Annotated in this window: 12 protein-coding genes; 6 read left to right on the forward strand and 6 right to left on the reverse strand. The window is 65.5% G+C overall.

All coding sequences use genetic code 11. The features are described 5' to 3' along the window. Positions 1 to 7 precede the first annotated feature (7 nt). From MKD50_RS09640 to tssA, 4 genes are all read left to right on the forward strand, one after another. Positions 8 to 1084: a DUF4123 domain-containing protein gene (locus tag MKD50_RS09640; protein WP_252666992.1), complete on the forward strand. Its 1077-nt coding sequence runs from the start codon at positions 8 to 10 to the stop codon at positions 1082 to 1084. Further along, entirely contained in the window at positions 1081 to 3756 is a 2676-nt protein-coding gene (locus MKD50_RS09645; RefSeq protein WP_252666993.1) for a T6SS effector BTH_I2691 family protein, read from the forward strand. Before MKD50_RS09640 ends, MKD50_RS09645 begins: the two co-directional genes overlap by 4 nt. Before the next feature lie 26 nt (positions 3757 to 3782). Beyond that, positions 3783 to 4922 (forward strand): DUF6708 domain-containing protein, encoded by a 1140-nt coding sequence (locus tag MKD50_RS09650; protein WP_252666994.1) that lies wholly within the window; start codon positions 3783 to 3785, stop codon positions 4920 to 4922. Positions 4923 to 5022: 100 nt separating this feature from the next. Further along, positions 5023 to 6114: a type VI secretion system protein TssA gene (gene tssA, locus MKD50_RS09655; protein WP_252666995.1), complete on the forward strand. Its 1092-nt coding sequence runs from the start codon at positions 5023 to 5025 to the stop codon at positions 6112 to 6114. A 55-nt stretch (positions 6115 to 6169) separates the two neighbouring features. Here tssA and MKD50_RS09660 read toward each other — a convergent pair whose 3' ends face one another. The 6 genes from MKD50_RS09660 to MKD50_RS09685 all read right to left on the reverse strand — a co-directional run bounded on the left by MKD50_RS09660 (position 6170) and on the right by MKD50_RS09685 (position 14814). Further along, a complete protein-coding gene (locus MKD50_RS09660; protein ID WP_371925315.1) occupies positions 6170 to 7042 on the reverse strand; it encodes an OmpA family protein in 873 nt (290 codons plus the stop codon). A gap of 2 nt (positions 7043 to 7044) precedes the next feature. Next, entirely contained in the window at positions 7045 to 8034 is a 990-nt protein-coding gene (gene tagF / locus MKD50_RS09665) for a type VI secretion system-associated protein TagF (protein WP_252666996.1), read from the reverse strand. Beyond that, positions 8031 to 11987, reverse strand: coding sequence for a type VI secretion system membrane subunit TssM (tssM, locus tag MKD50_RS09670; RefSeq protein ID WP_252666997.1), 3957 nt, complete (start codon positions 11985 to 11987; stop codon positions 8031 to 8033). The genes tagF and tssM overlap by 4 nt, the downstream gene beginning before the upstream one ends. A 60-nt stretch (positions 11988 to 12047) precedes the next feature. Then, positions 12048 to 13541: a hypothetical protein gene (locus tag MKD50_RS09675; protein ID WP_252666998.1), complete on the reverse strand. Its 1494-nt coding sequence runs from the start codon at positions 13539 to 13541 to the stop codon at positions 12048 to 12050. Positions 13542 to 13599: 58 nt separating this feature from the next. Next, positions 13600 to 13869 carry a PAAR domain-containing protein gene (locus MKD50_RS09680; protein ID WP_018007548.1) on the reverse strand — a complete coding sequence of 90 codons (270 nt, stop codon included), beginning with the start codon at positions 13867 to 13869 and terminating at the stop codon, positions 13600 to 13602. 87 nt (positions 13870 to 13956) lie between these two features. Next, positions 13957 to 14814: a M15 family metallopeptidase gene (locus MKD50_RS09685; RefSeq protein ID WP_115700251.1), complete on the reverse strand. Its 858-nt coding sequence runs from the start codon at positions 14812 to 14814 to the stop codon at positions 13957 to 13959. A gap of 271 nt (positions 14815 to 15085) precedes the next feature. Here MKD50_RS09685 and MKD50_RS09690 point away from each other — a divergent pair, with 271 nt between their 5' ends. Together MKD50_RS09690 and MKD50_RS09695 are read left to right on the forward strand one after the other, a co-directional pair. Then, positions 15086 to 15922 (forward strand): hypothetical protein, encoded by an 837-nt coding sequence (locus MKD50_RS09690; protein WP_252666999.1) that lies wholly within the window; start codon positions 15086 to 15088, stop codon positions 15920 to 15922. A gap of 149 nt (positions 15923 to 16071) precedes the next feature. Continuing rightward, a complete protein-coding gene (locus MKD50_RS09695) occupies positions 16072 to 19368 on the forward strand; it encodes a type VI secretion system Vgr family protein (protein WP_252667000.1) in 3297 nt (1098 codons plus the stop codon). Positions 19369 to 19370 lie beyond the last annotated feature (2 nt).

The following is a 19370-nucleotide window of genomic DNA, read 5'->3' on the forward strand; positions in this document are numbered from 1 at the left end:
AAAACCCATGCTTTCCGACCTCGCGTTGCCAGGAACTCCGCTGTATCTACAAACACTGGCGCTAGCACGCATGTTTGCCGAGCATTGCCAGGCCTCGGCGGGCCTTGATGGCGAACGCAAAAGCGATGAGGCGCCGGTTGCGTGGCTGCTGCTCGACAGCTGGCAAGACAATCCCGTCGGTGAGGCATTTGCCCTTGATTTTGCCGAACATGCCGAGGCCAGGGTCGCAGTGCCGGATCCATTCTTTGAAGGCAGGGCGGGTAGCGCACCGTGCCTCGTTCCCCTGCCGCCGGCCATGCAATGTGCAATACCCGGATCGTTCGCCGAGGCCAAGGCGCAGCAGTGGCTGGCCAGCCATCTGGCCATGGCCTGGCTCGCGTCCAGGCAACGCATGGTGCGGCAGCCGCTGTGCGGTGTGCTGGTTAGCCGCGCACCTGGACATGCCGTCGCAGCGCATCTGCTGCGGCTGGGCTTCCAAATGCGGGGCAACGAGGAGGCAGCGCGGCTGTTCCGCTATCACGATCCCCGTGTCATGCAACGCGTGTGGAAGCATCTGTCTGCGGCCCAGCAGTCCGCCTGGATGGGGCCGATCGACAACTGGTGGTCGTTGGAGCAGCCGTGGGAGCCGTGGGATCCTGATGAACTAATCGAGGGCATCCCGACCACCACCGCCGCGCCGGCATGGCAGCACGTTTCCAAGCCACAGGCGGTGCGGGCCGCGCCTGGCATGCTGTTCAGCCGCCTGCTCGATGACGAACAATGGTCATGGGCTGATGCTTCCCCCGTCGCCAGCAAGGTATGGCAGCGGCTGGCAGCAGACGACGTTGACATGGCCTTGCAACCTGATGGCATCACGATGAGCAGCATGGTGGCGCAAGGTATTGGAGCAGGTCTGGCAGGTGCCTGCCTGGAAGCCTTTGTGCGAGAAAGCTGGCTGGCGCGCACAGGCTCCGTGCCCCTGAATTGGGATCAGCCCGGGCTGCGCGAACGCCTTGCGGGGATACTGCAGCGGCTGAAGTCCGACCCCGAGGCGTCGTTTGCCGGCCTGCTTCATGAATCCGTACTGGAGAGGAATATCCCATGACCGCAAGTCAGCCTTGCAAGACGCCGTGCTCAAATTGCTCCCGTACTGGGTTGCCGATCCTGTTCGGACGGTATGGTGTCGCCTACCATTCGCAGGCTTCCGCGATGGCATTGCTGAAGCGATATACGCCGAAGGGCCATCTGCAGACCGAGCCGGGAGGCATCGGGCTGGATAAGGCCGTTTATAACCTGCGAATGCTGCGGGCAGGTTACCTGTATCTTTGCATAGAGCGTCTGACCGGAAAGGCATGGGAAGGCTATGCCGTCCATCCGCAAGGGTTCCTGAACAAGTTTGATGTAATGCTTCCCGCCACGGCAAAGGTGAAGATCGCCTGCGCCCGCGGGCCACGCCAGGCAAACAACAGTCTGGTCTGGATCGACAAGCCGACTGAGGTCACGAAAGTCTGGTACATGTTCCATCCGGACCTGCTGGACCCCAGGCATCTCAAGCGCGAGGTAGAGGCAAAGCTCGATACTTACATGCAGAGCTTTGACGCGAAGGGATGGTTCACGGGCAATCACGCGCAAAAAGACACCGCGGAGCCAGAGAATCTATTTGCAGATATGCTGGACTACGGGGCGTTCTCCAATAAGCTCAAAATTTGTGATGCGTGCGAGCCGCTGCTGTATGGTCTGATGGGCAGCAGTGCCAGGGAGCGTGGCTGGGGCGACTACCTTGAAGACGTCGAAATGCCCGTGTATTCGTACGATTACATCAGCCCCGTCGGCGCGACCGAAACCATTCCGATGACGGTCAAGCAGCCAACCTATGGCAAGGCACATGCGATTCGGCTACTGGCCATGCGCGAAATGCTGATGTCAGGAAAAGGAGCGGTCGTTGCCTGCGAGGATCCGCTTGGAATTTCCCAGGAACTCGGGCATCTGCAGGCCGAAGCGCAAGTGGCCTATACCGCCTGGCAGGCCAGAAGCGCGAATGGCCTGCACGAAAGCATCAGCAATGAGTGGGTGTGCCAGACGGCGGTTGCCGCCCAAAGCCTCCGAAAGCTGATTAAGGAGGGCACCGTTGCTCGCACCGAGGCGGATATCAAGCAGCGCATGGAGGTTATTCAGCGCATGCCGCCGATGATCTATCCGGACGAGGCTATGCGCCGGCAGCAGCAGGAAATGATGATGCGCCGGCGCGAAGAGCAACTGGCCCGTGAGCGGGCACGCGCCGCAGCTGCCGGAGAGGCGGAGTACGGCAAGTACTATGACGAGGCAAAGGGCAAGGAAATTCTGGAGGAACAACGGAAGCAGGTTGAGCTGGACGCGCAACTTCGAGCCAATCTGGGCAAGGACCAGGTGGCGTGGCTGAACAGCCACGCGTTGCTTACGGTTGCAAATTGCTACAGTGCCGCCGATGACCGGATCGGATCTCTGGGAGGTGGAGCAGCCTTGTCCAAACAACTGGCACATGCGCTTGCCGGCACGGAGAGCAACCGGTCCGGGCACGCATGGATCAAGGCGGCCAAGCTGGTCGATGGAAAGCCGCTGTCTTTGATGCTGACGCGCGGGAATGGCACACTGAAGGCAGCCATGCGTGAGATCCTGGGTGAGGGCAGCGTGACGCTTCCATCGGTCGATCCTACGACACCGATCGCCGACAAAGTAGCCAACTGGCTCAAGCCATTTGGCGCACGCGTGGCGCTTGGCGACAAGGCGTTGGGTTTCCTGGATGAGTTTCCGGCCATTAGTCAGAGCGACAAGCTGCAGAAGCTTGCGTGGCCCGCACATGTGGCCAGCTTGATGAGTGTCAAGATGGTGCAGACCGTGCAGGGGATGCCGGTGACGCGTGCCGAAGCGGCCCTGACACGTCTTCTTTCCCTGACTGCTGTTGCAACAGTTGGCAGCACGGCAGACCGCCATGCCGCACTGTTGGCGCAGGCCGAACGAGACCGGCTCAGGAACGCCAAGAATGCCGCAACAGTCCGCGTGAGGCGAGGCCTTCCGGCTGCGGCTGCGAAGGCCGTTCCCAACGCGCGAGCATCAGCGCTGGCAGGTGTGTTGGACGTAGCTCAAGGAATTATCAAGGGTGTTCAGTTCGGTGTGAAAATGGATGCCCGAAGCGGGACCGACATGGTCGGTGGCATCTTGCAAGGCATTGGCAGTGTCATGGACTGGCGTGCCAAAGCCTACGAAGAGACGATCTTCAAGAGCGTCAAGGCGCATGACTTGTTCACCGCTCCGGGGATGCGTAGTACGTTTGAAGGTCTGCAGGTTCGGCACCTCAAAGCACTACGCGTGACCGCGTTCAAGTTCCTGGCGCCGGCAGCAGTGATTTCCATGGTCCTTGACTCCATGGATGCGGTCAAGTCGGCGCAGCGGCAAGAATATGGACTGATGCTGGCGCAGATCGTCAGTGCTGTCGGGACGCTGTTCACGATCGCGGGGTCCGGGGCAAGCATTGTGGCGCTGATGACTGGAGGCGCTGCGGCGGGTATATCGGCCGGTTGGGCCGCTGCGGCCGCGGTATTTGGCCTGATTGGCGCGGTGGTCGCCGTGGTCGCTATCGTTGCCATCTGGGCATTGAGCGACGAGCCATGGGTCAACTGGTTGCAGGACAATCCGTTGAACAAGCTACGCAACAAGGACCGGAAGTCGCCGATCCACGATAATCTTAAGGATACCCTGCAGCAGTTGGCGAACGCACAGGCTGAATTGCAGGGCGGTTAAGCCGGGGCAGATTTACAAGGAATTTCATGTTCGGTCGCGAATACGAATACGCACGCGCAAGGCGTCGGTCCGTCGCCAAGGGCCGTGAATTGTTGAACATTGAAGGACAGCGCCGCTGGCGTGTCAACGAGGCGGGCGCAGCTGAAGGGGTGTTTGTCCCTGGCCGATGCGTCTATGCGCAGAACGATGCCTACCTGGAACTTGCCAACCCGGGCTTCGGTGTGCAGAGCATGGTGACGTCATGGGCGTTGCTGGTACTGCTTGGCTGCCTGTTCACGGTTTGGGTCTGGTATGGCCTGGCTCTCCACCCGCTGCTGTCTGGCAGGATATTTTTCCTGGGCTGGTCCGAGCCCTATGAATCGGCGATGCTTCCGTTGGTGATCGGAGGCTGGACGATTTTGTTGTTCCTCTCGGCCGGCTTCGTGTTCCTCGTAATCATGATGTTCGTTGGTCTGGGAGGGCGTACGGCATTCTTCGGCCCCCTGCGCGGGCGTATTCGGTTCAATCGCAAGACGCGCCAGGTCTATGTCTTGCGCCCAGACTATTGTGGCGGCAACAAGGTGTTTGCATGGGGCCGGCTGGAGGCCGTGCTGAAGCCCTTTCCCGCACGCATGGAGCCCAAAGTGGTCCGCTACAAGCAGGCCCAGCCACTGGCGCTTTACCACCCGCCATTCAAGGCTGAGGATCCCGCCGCGGAGGGCGAGGACGTTATCTTTATCGAGTCCGCGACGACCGCGTACTACCCGGACGGCGTTGCAGGCCTGTGGGAATACATTCGCCAATATATGGAGGAAGGTCCTTCGGTCGACGTGATCCCACCCAATGCGCCGACGACATTCAAACAGGTACCCCGCTACCTGCCACCTGCCTACAGCACCTACTGCGGAATGCCAAGCGCTGCGCAATGCAGGCTGGAGATGGATGCGTCGTTCTATCTACCCCTGTATATGGCCCTGGCGCAATCCACTTGCGCGTGGCCGCGCTTTCCGAAGGCCTGGGAGAGCGATTCGGGTTTTGGAGAGCCAGAGGATAGGCCGGTGCAGACAGGTGCTGTGATGACTGCGATGGTGTATCGCGCAGAAGGCAAACTGGCCCAGGCAGATGAAGTGGAGTTCATGAGGCGCTGGGGTACTGCAGAGGGCCTCGACGAGGCGATGGTGCGTTAGCTTCGTTGTTTGTAATTTGGATACGATGGGTAACACTTTGAGATTAGATGGCCCTTCCAGCGGTACACTTCCCCCTTGTTTCCAAAGCTGATTGACCATCATGGCTTCCCTCCAGTTCGACCGCCTGCTTGCCCCCCTTCCTGGCGACCAACCCTGTGGTGAAGACCTGCTCTTCTCTGCTGAATTCGACCGCATTCAGGAGGCGCGCCGCTTCGATGACCCGTCGCTGGACCAGGGTGACTGGGTGACGGATATCAAGGAGGCTGACTGGCGCGAGGTCATCGGCATCGCCACCACGCTGCTGCAGGACCGAACCAAGGACCTTCGCCTTGCGGTCTGGCTGACCGAGGCGCTCTCCAAGGAACGCGGGCTCGCCGGGCTGCGCGACGGCTATCACCTGACGGCGGAACTTTGCAGCCAGTACTGGGATCACCTGCACCCGGTGATGGAAGCCGATGATGTCGACTACCGCACCGGCAGCGTAACGTGGCTGGCAGGGCGATCGAGCCAGCTGATCCGCGAGATTCCGCTGGTCGATGAATCGGCCGGCGGCTACTCGTACGTTGACTGGGAGGTTGCGACGCATCTGGCCGAAGCGATCCGCCGCGACCCTGAGCAGGCGGATGAACTGGCACAGGGCAAGGTCAGCCAGGAGCAGTTCGAGGCGGCGCGGAAGAAGACGCCGGCGGCATTCTATACGGCGCTGCATGCGGACCTGGTGTCCTGCGAGGCAGCCCTGAAGCTATTGGGCGATGTACTGGACGAGCGGGCCGGCGAACATGCGCCAAGTTTCCGCCAGGCGCGCGAGGCGCTGGAGGCAGTGCGTATGCTGGTGGAGCGCTTCGTCGGCAAGCCGGTGGAGCGTCCCGCCGGCGCAGAGGCAAACCAGGCATCGTCCTCGCCTGCGCATAGCGGGCATGCAAGCGTGTCGGCTGACGCTGCCGATGCCATGCACTCCGGTCCCATTCGCACGCGCGCCCAGGCACTGGCGCAATTGCGTGAGGTCGCGGAGTTTTTCCGTCGCACGGAACCGCACAGTCCGGTGGCTTATCTGGCCGCACGCGCTGCGAAGTGGGGGGACATGCCACTGCACGCGTGGCTGCGCACGGTGGTCAAGGACGATGCCACGCTGTCGCAGATCGAGGAGCTGCTCGGCGTTACCTCGGATCCTTCGGCTGATCACGACGCGTAATTCCAGGCCACGCCGGCAGTATCGATGCGCCGGCGTGACGCACTGCAATGCCGGATTACTGCCCCGCCCGGAACTCGATCCTCCGGTTCTTCGCCCGTCCTTCCTCTTTGTCATTCGGCGCCACCGGCTGGTCCGGACCCACACCCACCGCCGTCAGCATGCCGGGCTCGCCGCCCTTGCCGATCAGGTAGTTCTTCACCGTCTCCGCGCGTGCCTGGCTTAGCGTCAGGTTCAGCGCGCGGCTGCCGGAGTTGTCGGTGTGGCCGACAATCTCGATCTTGCGCCCGCTCAGGCGCGGCAGCACCGCGGCCATTTCATCGAGGATGGCGCGGCCCTTGGGCGTCAGCGTGGCGGCACCGGTCTCGAATTCGATGATCCGGTTGGCCAGCGTCTGGTCCAGCAGGTTCTGTTCGGAAGCCGGCACGCGCAAGCCGTTCTTCACCGTATAGCTCTGGCCCAGGCCGGTGGCCATGTCGCTGGCGATCTGCTGGCGCTGGGCTTCGTTGCGCACGTCGCCGTGCACGGATACCTGCGTGCCATCGATGCTCAGCTGGCCGCGGCTGACCTGCTTGATTTGCGGCGAGAGGATCTTTTGCACATTGGCCGACCAGTTCGGGGGCGAGACCACGTTGCCGACTTCGATCTGGTCCACCACGTTGGCGCTGCCATACAGCTCGCGCAGGCGCGCCAGCACACTGGCCTTGGTGGCTTCGTCAGGGACCGCGCCGCCTGCGACGACGCGGCCTGAAGGGGCGGCTGCGGACGCGGCAGGCGTGGCGGTGGTGCCGGGATCGCCCGGCGCGGCATGGCCGGGCAGCATGACCAGCACCGCGAGCAAGCCCGCAGCCAGTGCAGGCGTGCGTGTTCCAACGGCGGCGGAGGCAGCCTTGAAGTGGGCCACCCGGTTGCGTACTGCATTGACACCCATGCTCATTCCCCGGCAAAGACTTCACGGAAGGTGTCGAGCGCCAGGCGCAGCGACAGCTGCGGCTGGTCCATGTAGCTGACGAACTTGGCCATGCCGTAGTCTCCGTTGACGTGTTGCTCGACCCATTCCGGGTCATCGATATTGATGTTCTGCTCGGCATAGGCCAGCGGCGAGATCACGCCGTGCAGCGTGCGTGACGAGGCACCGTTGAAGCCGATCACCAGCCGCTCGTTGCCGCCAACCTGCCCGAGGAAGATCGACAGTTCAAAGTCGGCCCGGTGCAGGAAGCGCGAGACCAGTTCCAGCCAGAAGCTCGCCACCAGGCTGCGGTAGAGCGGGTCGGCGGGCAGCGGCAGGGTCAGGCCCTTTTCCAGGTGCGAGGAGCCGGACGACATCAGCGGCTGCAGCAGGATGCCGAGCGCCAGCAGCGTGCGGCGCAAGCGCACATGCTGGCCCTGGCCGGCCAGCATGTGCTCCAGGCCGGCCACGGTCTGGAAGTCGATGAAGTCGGCAAAGCTTGCGTCGTGGCTCTGCGTGCCGGCACCGGTTTCCACGCCCAGCTGGGCCTGGGCCAGTTGCTGCAGGCCTTCGGTCGCATCGGATGCCTGTGCGAGCGCATGCATCTGCTGCCCGGCGCGCGTCCACAGGCGGGCCAGCGCCAGCGGGCTGCGGGCGATAAATTGCAGGGGGCGCTCCACCTCCATCGCCGCTGCCGTCAGGAACGGAAAGCGCCGCGACGACAGGTCGCTGCTGGCCATCAGCGCACCCGCGATGGCGAGCTTGCTTTGCGAACCCAGGAAGGCAAAGTGCATCGGCTTCCACGCGTCATAGCAAGCCTTCCAGGCCGGGTCTTCGGCCAGCAGTTCCATGCCCTGCGCGAGCCAGCGGTCCAGCGTATCGAGCAGCTGGGTGTTATTGGCACTCTTGACGAAGTCGCCCCGGGACGGGATTTTGCCGAAATAGGACAGCTGCAGTTGGGTCGGCTGGCTCATTGCGCCGTACCTCCTTGGTTGACTTGGGCCGAGGCCTGCGCGCTGCCCTGCATGCTGGCCTGCGGGTTCGGGACAGGGGGTGCGGACGGAGGCGCCGCGGGGGAAGTCGACGGCGAAGCGGCCGGGGGCGTCGCGGTGTTGAGTGGCGCATTGGCGTCCGCAATCGCGGTCGGCAGGCGCAGGCCGCGCAGGCCCTGGCTCTGCGGCGAGTCGGATGCGCTGGCGTTGCCCGCGGTCTGCGGGCTGCTGATGATGCGCAATGCCACGCTTACCGCGATGTTGTCGCGGCTCCAGGTCAAGTCGAAGGCGCCATCCGGGCGGCGCTTGCGCGCGGCCGTGGCGATCAGGCGCTCCAGGCCGAAGCGGCCGGGCTCGTTGAGCAACTCGACCGAGCGTCCGTCGAACGTCGTCGCCGTGATCTTCGCACCGGGCGAACCCTGCGGGTTGGGCCAGACAAAGTTGGCCCACTGTGCCGGCGTATTGCGATAGCGCAGTTGCTGGCCGTCGATTTCGATGGTGTACTCGGTGGTGCCCGTCGCGGGCGTCGGCAGGATCTGGAACACGGTCTGCTGGGCTGCCGCGGCCGTGGCGCCGCCATTGCCGCCCGCCGCGCCGCCGGTCAGAGGCGCCACCCAGCGCGTGAAGTTGGTGGTGAACTCCGGCGCCAGCGTCAGGCCAAGGTCGCCCCAGGTGCGCGCGGCCAGCATGTCGCCGCGGCGCACCGACAGCGGGCCGATGGTGGCGGTGGTGAACTTGGCGATGGCGCCCTCCGGCCCGAAGATCTGGCCGATTTCTGCCGCGCTGGCTTCGATCTTGGCATCCGAGGCAAACGGATACTTGGTCGCCAGGGTCTGGCTGAATGGCTGGTACACCTGTGCGTTCCAGACCTTGTTGATCTCGACGCTGGCCGGGCGGATCACCACGGCGTAAGACTGCAGCAGCGGGCGCACCAGCAGCGGCCGCAGTGCCTGGCGCTGGCTGTCGGTGAGGCCGGTCATCATCTGCTCGTCGACATACTTCAGGGCGTCGGACAACTCCGAACCATTGCCATCCAGCGTCTGCTGCATCAGCTGGCGTGCGCCAGGGCCGGGGTCGCCCTGGTTCTTGAGCTGGTTGAAGCGCGTGCGCACCTTAGACAGCGACTCCATATAGCCACGCAGCATCGAGTTGTTGTCATGCATGACAACGATGCGCGCCAGGCCCGAGAACTCCTTGCCGACCGGGCCCATCGGGATGGTGCCCGCCGCGCTATTGGCGCCGCTGACATCGACATTGACGCTGACTTGCGAGGGCGTGCCGCGCGAGATCAGGCGCTTGAACCAGTCGAGCATGCCGGACTTGGCCTGCTTCAGGCCGGCATTGAGCAGCGACGGGTTGTCCCACGAGGTCTGCTCATAAGCGGTGTCCAGCACCTTGCGGATCGGCGAGTTGGCCGGGTCGCCGAGCAGGTTCATGCTGGCCACGGCTTGTTCGAAGCTGCCGAAGTCCTGGATCGTCACCCCCTGCATGAAGCGCTGCCATTCCCGTGCGTACTCGGTCTTGTACATCGTGACCAGCGTCTTCTGGATCTGCTCGGGACTGCCTTCCAGGGTCAGGTCGTCGCGCGCGGCAACGTTGAGCACCCAGTCCTTGCTCTGCAGTTCCTTGCTGGCGGCCTCGCGGATGGCGGGCTGCACGTAGCCGAGCCAGGCCTCGCGCGTGAAGGTGCCGGGCACGGCGTAGCTGCCGGCGACCACGGAGGCGCCGGTGTCGCCCACGATGCGGGCCACGGTCATCGGGGCAAAGCGGGTGGAGGCGCGGGCCTTGATCTCGGCGTAGGCGCGCTCGCGCGCGGGCATGCCGCGCACCACGCGGCGCAGGTTCTCGCGGGACTGGTCGATCAGCGACAGGTTGCCTTCGAGCAGCGGCCAGTTGTCGTCATTGACGCGGGCAAGGAAGAATGACAGGTTGCGCTCCGCGGAACGGATCAGCTGCTCGCGCGGCATGTTGCCGCGGTTGTCTTCGAGCCAGCCGCGCCAGAAGCGGGTCATCTGGTCCGTCAGGTGCGCGACCTCGACGTGGCGCTTGTCGGCCAGCATCAGGTAGGTCTTGAGCGCGTTGTACGCGTCTTCCACGTTGGTGGGGGAGGCGTCGGTGTAGCGCTTGCCAGCGGCGGGCGCGGCGGCGGTTGCCGCCGCCGTGGCAGCGGGGGCGGAAGCCGGTGCTGCGGAGGGCAGCGACGTCGCGACGACTGCGCCGGTTTCTGGCGGGCGCACCATCGGCGCAAGCTGCTCGGGATGCGCGTTGACTTCCGCCAGGAAGGTCTCGATGGCGCCGCCGACCGGTTTCAGCATCACCTGGCGCAGGCCGTTGTAGTACTCGTCCAGCAGCTTGTGCTGCAGCGTGTCGCCCTGGTACAGGCCCAGCGACAGCGCCAGTGGATGGTCGGCGCGGAAACGTTCCAACTGCTCGATGCGGTCCTGCAGGATGTCCAGCGCTTCTAGCCGCGCCTGCAGATCGACGCGGTTTTGCTGCATCTTGACGATCTTGTCCAGGTCCGCCTGCACGTTGGCGGTGAGCTGCCGGTTGCCGAGGAACGACCAGGTCCAGCCGCCCAGCAGCAGGCCCAGCACCAGCACCAGCCCGAAGAACGTGGCGAAGCGCAGTCGCGTCTTGGCGGGGCTGGCGAACTGGCGCACGGTGCGGCGGTCGGCGAAGATCACCTTCGAGAACAGGTCCCGCAGGAAGAAGCCGTTCTTCGAGAACACCTCGCGATTGCCGGCCACGCCTTCCAGCTTCAGCCCGAAACGGCGCGCGATGCGCTCGGCCGAGACGCTGGTGGTGCTGGCCTCCTGTACCGCGCTGGTGAAGTAGAAGCCGCGGAACACGGGCTTGTACTGGAACGGGTTCTCATCGAACAGCGTGACCAGGAAGGCGCGCAGCGTGGGCTTGACCGAGGCGAACTCCAGCGGAAAGCTCAGCAGCCCCGGCGACAGCTTGCCGTTGCGGTGCTGCGCGATCTGCGCCACGCTGATCTCCTTCAGGCCGTCGCACAGTTCGTCGAAGCGCTGGTCGAATACGGAAGCGACATCGCGGCGCTCTTCGGGAGCGAAGGGCAGGGTGGCGCCCCAGACGCGGTCGCGCTCCTGCTTCTCGTTGTCGCCAAAGAATTCGGTAAAGCCGGTGATCAGGTCGGCCTTGGTGAACATCACGTAGACCGGCGCGAATACTTCAAGCCGCTCGGTCAGTTCCTGCACGCGCTGGCGCAGGTTCTTGGCCAGGTTGATGGCGAACTCGGGCCGGTTCTGCGTCAGTTCCGGAATGCTGACCGTGACCACGATGCCGTTGATCGGCGCCTTGGGCCGATAGCGCTTGAGCAGGTCCAGGAAGCCCAGCCATTCGCGCCGGTCTTCCTCATGCACGGCATAGCGGCCCGCGGTATCGAGCAGGATGCCTTCGGTGGTGAAGAACCAGTCGCAGTTGCGCGTGCCGCCAATGCCGTGGATCACGGCGCTGTTCTTGTCGGCGAACGGAAACTGCAGGCCGGAGTTCAGCACGGCCGTGCTCTTGCCCGCCGCGGGGTTGCCGATCACGATGTACCAGGGCAGCTCGTAGAGCGCCTCGCTCCCCGACATCTGGCCCAGCTTCGAGCTCTTGATGGTCTTTACGGCGCTGGCCAGGCGCGTGCGCAGCGCCTCGACCTCGTCGCGCTTGTCGGGTGGCGCGGCCTTGGCGGCCATGTCGGCCTGCTGCTCGAGGATGCCTTCGAGCTTGCCGCTGGCCCGGCGTGCGCGCCAGCGCTTCCACAGGTAGGTGGCCAGCCACGCCAGCAACAACACACCCAGGACGATGGCGACCCAGGCCAGCCCGATTTCTAAAGTCTGCGCCATCAGCAACAGGAAGACGGTCAGCACGACCACGCCGAATACCGACAGCGTGCGTGTGTGGGTCAGGAAGTTAAGGATGCGATGCATGTTGCCTTTGGCTCGGGAGCAATACGGGATTCGGGGGCGTGGTTCGGGTCAGGCGATGGATCACGCCGGCAGGATCGCGACGGCGCCACGCTGCTGCGCGTCGCCGGCGCTCAGTGCCAGCACGGGCCGGCCGCCATCGAGCGCCAGCTGATGGGCCACGACCACTGGCAGCAGCGCACCGGCGGCGCCGGCGTAGCCGCACGGCAGGCCCAGCGCCAGCAGGTCGGCCACGGGGTCCAGCGTCGGGAAACGGGTGCTGACGACCTGGGCGATCTCGACGGTGCGCACGGGGTGGACGCCGGTGTCTGTGACGATGGTTGCCACTGCCGCCGGGGCTTCTTCGGACTGCGGCGCGGTGTCTGCTGCATCCTGGGGCGCGGCTTCGGCCTTGCCGGCAATGATCTCGATCGCCTGGGTGACAGCCTGGGCCAGTGCCTCGAGCCGTGGCTGGCCGTGGTCTGCCGTAGGCGCTTCCAGGCGGGCCATTGCCGTGCGCGTGATGAGGATCGGTGCGCTATCGGCTAGGGCGTCGGCATCCTCGTCCGTGCCGGTCTTGGCCGCCCCGGCGGCAGGCTGGTGCGCGCCCAGCAGCACGCCGGCTGCGGCCTCGCCCGGAGTCCGGCCGTGCGGGCAGCGCGCACTGAAGAGCTGGTCTTCCTGTTCCAGCGCTTCGACGGCATTGGCGCCGATCAGCGAATCGGCGGCCACCAGCATGCGCAGCGCCGGCTGGCCGTCCACCGGGCGGTTCACGGCCTGGGTGGCGCGATCCAGTAACAGCAGGGCATCGCCGTCGCCGCGCGCGGCCGTGGCTTCGAGTGTGAGTCGTGCGGCTGGCCAATACTGGGACAGGCGCTCGCGCAGCCAGTCCCCTGCCGCGGCCTGCCGCGTTTCCGGCCAGCCGCGCGGCAGCAGCATCGTGACCACCAATGGCGCGGTGCTGTCCGGCACGGCCATGTCGTGGCCGGCAGGCGCGTAGACCGCCGCCTGCATGGCGAGTTCGTCGGTGACCTCGGCTGCCAGCGCGAGCGCCCGCAGAGCCTCGTCGTCCCAGACAAGATCAGGCGTGCGCGCGGCGAATTCTGTGTGCAGGCTTTCGATATCGATCGACTCGATCTGGGCAGCAAAGACAGGTGCGGGCAAGCCATCCATCGCCACCAGGCCAGGCCGGTTGCCGGCCTTGGCGGCCTCCGCCAGCGCATCGGGCGCGTTGCCGGCGGGTGTGCGCACGGCAGTGGCAAGCAGCGCCGCGCGCCAGTTGCGGGTCGGATCGTTGGCCTCCGCATGCGCCCCCTCCGCGGCATTGCCGGCTTCTCCCGGCGCCGCAGTGGCGGGCGCTTGGCTGGCGGCCGCGACATTGGTACGGATCCCGTCCAGGGCACGCTTGATGACCAGGTAGGCAGCCACCATGCCCGCCGGCATCAGCGCCAGGTGCGTGACGATGTCCGTGGTGGTCGGCATCCGGTTGATCGACTGCCACCAGGCAATGGTCGCGATCCACACCACGGCGAACACCGCGAACAGGATCAGTGTGGACTTGATCAGTCTTGGAAACATGGTTTCGTGTCGAGTAGCGGCGCAAGGGCGTTTGAAACGGCCGTTCGCTGCCGGGACTTCATGCGCTGCCGGTCACGCCCTGGCTGGACAGCAAGGTTGCGCCACAAGCGGTCTTGTCGCCGTGGCGCGCGGCGGCACGGCCGTCGATGATCACGTTGGGGTCACCGGTGACGATGACGGTGGTGCCGCCATGGCCGGAGCGAGGGCAGGTAACGCGATCTCCCACGCACGCAATGCCCTTGCCGTTGGTGCTAGTGTTGCCCGAGGCCGTGATCACCACGCCGCCGTGGTCAGTCTTGTCGCCCAGCAGAATGAAAGGACGTGCCACTACGCTCTCCCCAAATTGCGCCGGCCAACCGCTGCCGGTCCTGTGTCCATGTTCCTGCCAGCCCCGCCATGCGGGGCGATCGTGCCGCTATTGCTGTGCCGGTCGCTTGCCAAGCACTCCCGGACGACGCAGCTCGACGTGCCCGAGATCCATCATCTTCCAGCGGCCGCCCCAGACAAGACCGGCCGACTCGGCGGCACGGCCATACAGCTCGTAGCCGCGCATGGCCCACGGGTCTTTCTCGCTGATCACCAGCTTGCCGTCGCGGTAGAAGGCACTGTCCGCGGCCAGCCCGAACTGGTGGTAGCTGTGGTAGGCGCCGGCCTGCGTCACATGGCTGCCCATCGCCGCCAGCTTGGCCTGCCGTTCCGGGCTGCGGTAGCCCTCCAGCAGCGCCATTTCATAGCCGTGCTCGTCGCGCATGATCTTGTAGACCAGCAGCAGCCGCTGCCTGAATTCGGCATCCAGCTGTTCCCAATCCCGGCTGGCTTCGCGGATCGCGGGGCGGATCAGCTCCACCTCGCGCGTGGTGAACACCTCTGGCGGCAGCGGTGGCGGCGGCACCAGCCGCTCGCCGTTGAGCAGCGCGGCGATCTGCGGATCCGGCTCGCGCACGCCGTCATCGTCCTCGAACTGGAACACCTGCCGGTGACGCAACGCCAGCGCCAGCACCGGTGGCAGCGTCACCACCCCTGCAGCCGCCAGCACCAGCGCGCGGCGCTTGGCCAGGAAGTCCCGGGCTGAGGCCAGCGTCGAGGTGGCGTTGCCGACCGAGTGGCGGATCGAACTGGCCGATTGCGAGCCTGCCGTCGCCGCACTGGTGCTCAGGCGGCGCCATTGCGAGCGCGCCATCGCAAAGCAGCGCTGCCGTACTGCGGGAAGAAGCAGCACGGCAGCAGCGGCAACCATCAACACGAAATAGAGGACCAGTGCGACAAAGACCATGCTTACCTGCTTGACCGGGCTGGCCCCGGGCGGTGAAGGTCCGCAAGGGCGCCGAGCATATTCAGTATTTTTTACATCTGTATTCGATTTGATCTCAATCCGCGGTGGCGGTGCCCCGTATCGGGTTTGTCTTTCGACGATGCCAGCCGTAGAATCCGGGAGTCTAAGGCCAAAAAGATCGAATCTGCCATATATGACACAACGGGTCGGTAATTGTAAATCCGGCCGGTAGCGTCCGCCGCGCATTTTATTTCAAATTTCTTGATGACAGATGAGCAATAGCGACGATGTGAAGCCGTCAGCGCCACCAACGCTCTTTGGCAGCGAGCCTGGCGCCGACGCTGCCGGGCAGACCCGCATCCTGGCCAGCCTGGAAGGCCGCGTGCCGATGGCGGCCAAGGCTCCGGCCAGGAAGCCCGCTGGGCGCTACCTGGGGGCGGGCCTGGTCGCTGTTGCCGCGACGGCCGTGGCCGGCTGGCTGTGGTTGGACCCGGGCGCCGACGCGCCCCTATCGATCCAGGCGGGCAATCCGGCGGTCCCCGCACAGCCTGACGCTGGCGCAGCGGCGCCCGGCGGGCGGACGCTGCCCGACAATGCGCCCGCGGCGACGCCGGTTGCTTCCGCCGCGTCAGCGGAATCCTCTCAATCAGTTGCCGAGAATTCCCAGCCGCAGGCCGCAACCATCGTCGATGCCGATAACAGTGACCCTGCGCTGGATCGGTTAGGCAAGGTGGACAGCGCGGCGGTTGCTGCAGGTGCTTTGGCGGGAGCGACGACGCTGGCCGCGCTGACCTCCCTGGGTAGCCAGCCAGCCGTGGCGGGGTCGAAGACTGCTGAAGTCAGCAAAAATACCAAAAAGACAGCGACGTCGAAGACAACGGCGGCGGTGGAAAAGGGCGCCACCACTACCGCTGCGAACAGCAAAGAGAAGAAGACCGTCGCCAAGACCAGCACCTCCGCCAAGTCGAAAACGACACGTCGCAAGTCATCTGCCACGGCGGCTGACCCCGATGCCGAAGTCCTGGCGGCACTGCTGTCGCAACCCGAGGGCAAGCCGATCAGTACGGCGACGGCCAGCACGCGGTCTACCGCCAAGGCGCGCAACTGAACCGCGACGGTTCGATCGAAGTACAGAGACTCGGTGTGGCGGGCCGGCATGCGCCACACTGTGCTTGCAATCCAGGCGGGCGCCAGCAACGGTAGCCCTGCGGGCATGTCGGGCCCTGAAGCAGTTGCGGCTGCACGAATGGACAGCGAATGGATGTAACCACTCTTTACCAACATCTTTTCAGCGCGGCGCACCGCCTGTATGCGCTGGAAGGTGAAGGCGCGCTGGGCGAGCTCGCCGTCGAAGCCTGGATCGGCCGCGAAGGCGTTTCCGCGCTGGCCGAGTCGCGCATCGTCGCGGTCAGCGCCAACGCCGATATCCCATTGGACAGCCTGCTTGGCCAGCGGGTCACGTTGCTGACCACGCTCGCCGGCGGCGGCCAGTCGCGCCGCACCGGCCTGATCCGACAGGCAGAGAAGCTCGGCGCCGACGGCAGCCTGGCGCGCTATCGCCTGACGGTGGTGCCGTGGCTGTGGCTGACCACGCAGCAGCGTAACAGCCAGGTGTTCCAGAACCGCAAGCTCGACAGCATCATCGAAAGCGTGCTGCAACCCTATGCGCCGCATGCGCAATGGCGCTACGCGGCCGGCGCCGAAGCGCGCATCGCCGCCATCGGCGAGCGTGCCCATGTAGCGCAGTTCCGAGAGACCGACTTTCACTTCCTGTCGCGCATGCTGGCCGAAGCCGGCCTGGGCTATACCGTCGTGGAAGACGAGGAAGCGCCCAGCGGACATGCCGTGGTGATCTTTGCCGATAGCGCGCAATTGCCGGAAGACGAAGAATCTGCGGCAGGTGGCGGCATCCGCTTCCATCGCGCGCACAGCCAGGAATCGGCCGACGCCATCCAGCAGCTGGCGTGCGAGACCCGCACGACTGTGGGCGGGGTGGCCGTGACGGCATGGGACCCGGAGGCCAAGCGTGCGATCCGCGGCCACGCGCCGGCACGTTATGTTGGCAATGTGGGCCGGGCGGTCAGCCCGGATCCGTACCTGTCCGTCAGCGTGTCCTTGGCGCCGGACGCAGCGAGCGCGCAGCGTGTCGCCGAGCAGGTGATCGAAGCCGTCGAGGCCCGCGCACTGCTGTTCACCGGCCGGGCGTCCGTGCGCACGCTGCGCAGCGGCATGCGCCTGACCGTCACTGGCTGGCCGCACCTGCCGCTGCAGGATGACGATGCGGCGGGGTACCCGCTGCTGCTCGATGCGGTGGAGCACTGCGGCATCAACAACCTGGCGGCCGACACGCGCGCGGCGTTAGCCGATCGCATGGGACCGCTCGAGGCAGCCTTGTGTTTCGACGCACCGCCGCCGGCACCCGACGCCGCGGAGGCAACCCCCGGACTGCTGGGCGTGCTGCCGGATCACGAGCCATTGCGCCTGGCTCCCAGCCAGGCGCTGCAGGCTGCGGCCCGCGAACAGGGGTACGCCGCCATCTTCCGCGCGATCGACGCCCGCCGTCCCTGGCGCGCCTGCGTCATCGACGTCGATTGCCCACGTCTTTACAGCCGGTCCAGCCCGCTGGGGGTACATAGCGCGATCGTCGTCGGCCCTGACGGCCAATGCCAGGCGGATGGCAACGCCGAACACCACGCCAGCCCCGCCGGCGAGATCCGTGTGCGCTTCCACTGGCAGCGCGGCGAGCGCGCCGACGACCGCAGCAGCCGCTGGATCCGCGTCGCACAGCGCCAGGCCGGCGCCGGCATGGGCTGGCAGTGGCTGCCGCGCATCGGCCAGGAAGTGCTGGTCAAGTTCGCCGACGACGACATCGACCAGCCATTCGTCATCGGCGCGCTGTACAACGGCCAGGGTGAAGCGGGCCACGCGCCCACGCCAGGCGGCAAGACCGCAGCGGCAGGCGGTGACAGCCAGTCCCTGTACACGCAGGGCACGGACAGCGCAGCCAGCGCGCAAGGCAACCTCGCCGGTGGCCACAGTCCCGCCTGGCACGGCCTGGGCGCGCAGCCCGACGGCCACCGCAATGCCGCCGCGCTGACGGGTTTCAAGAGCCAGGAGCACGGCTGCAAAGGCTACAACCAGCTGGTGCTGGACGACAGCGACAGCCAGCTGCGCACGCAACTGGCCACCACGCTGCAATCGACCCAGCTCAACCTTGGCCACCTGATCCACCAGCAGGACAACCGGCGCGGCAGCTTCCGCGGCCAGGGCTTCGAGCTGCGCACCGACGGCCATGCCGCCGTGCGCGGCCAGAACGGCCTGTTGCTGACCACCTACCGCGACGCCGCCACCGGCCGTGCGCTGCCTACCGGCGACAACGCCGCCGGCATCGCGTTGCTGCGCCAGGCGGGCGATCTCGTCAAAACCCTGAGCCAGGGCGCGACCACGCACCAGACGCAGGCGCTGTCGACCGGCAAGGATGACGAAGCCCCCTTGCAGAAGCAGACCCAGGCTGCTTCCGGCATGGTCGATGGTCAAGCGCTTGAAACGGCCAAGGACGATGCGTCCAGCGGCAACACCACAACCCCAGGCAAGGTTCCGCACCAGGCCGCGGCCATGGTGCACCTCAACGGCCGAGCCGGGCTGACACTGGTTGCCGGCCAGGACCTGCAGATTGCCAACGGCGAAAGCGTGGCACTGGCCAGCGGCCAGGACAGCAACATCGCGGTAGCCGGCCAGGCCCGCGTACACGCCGGGCAGGCGATTGGGGTTGCGGCAGGACTGTCGGGCGCGGGGGACAACAATATCGGCCTGCAACTGACGGCGGGGCAGGATGATATCGATATCCAGGCGCAGCACGATCTGCTGAAGCTGGCGGCACGGGACGACTTGACCGTAGTGTCGGCCAACATGAACGTGGATTTCGCCGCGGCGAAACGGATCCGCATTGCCACGGCGGGCGGGGCGTCGATATTGATCGAGGGCGGGAATATTACGGTGGAGTGTCCGGGGGCGATTACCTATAAGGCGGCGCAGAGGAAGTTCGAGGGGGCGGTGAATAGTGCCTACGCGCTCCCGGAATTTCCGCAAGCTCCGATGTCTTACAAGCCCATGGAATTCCGCATGCGACTGGCAAATACCCCGGGCGAAGGCGGGCACGCGCTGGCTCACGCGCCCTGGAAGATCGCTGTTGGCGAAGCGCCACTGGGACTCGGCATGGTGGCTGACGACGAACTGGTGGCACATGGCGTTACCGACGCGGATGGCAACGTGGTCCTCAGCCAGGCCCAGCAAGAAGCCCTGGCGCGGGCCTATTGCGCCAGTCCAGCCAACACCTGGCTGGTATATCCCGGCCAGACCGTACGCGTGCACGTCGCCGAGCAGGATCCGTCGTGGACGGACGAGGAGGCAGCACGCCACGCGCTCAATGCCGGTGATTTCAGCGGTGGCTTGCCGCAATCCATGTCGGACGACAATACCCAGCAACGCCTGCGCTATGCGCGCGATGCGCTGACTGCGGGGTCGCCCAATCAGATCTACAAAAAAACTCAGTAAAT

It is taken from the genome of Cupriavidus mimosae (genome assembly GCF_023952485.1).
In the GTDB taxonomy this organism is placed as follows: domain Bacteria; phylum Pseudomonadota; class Gammaproteobacteria; order Burkholderiales; family Burkholderiaceae; genus Cupriavidus; species Cupriavidus taiwanensis_C.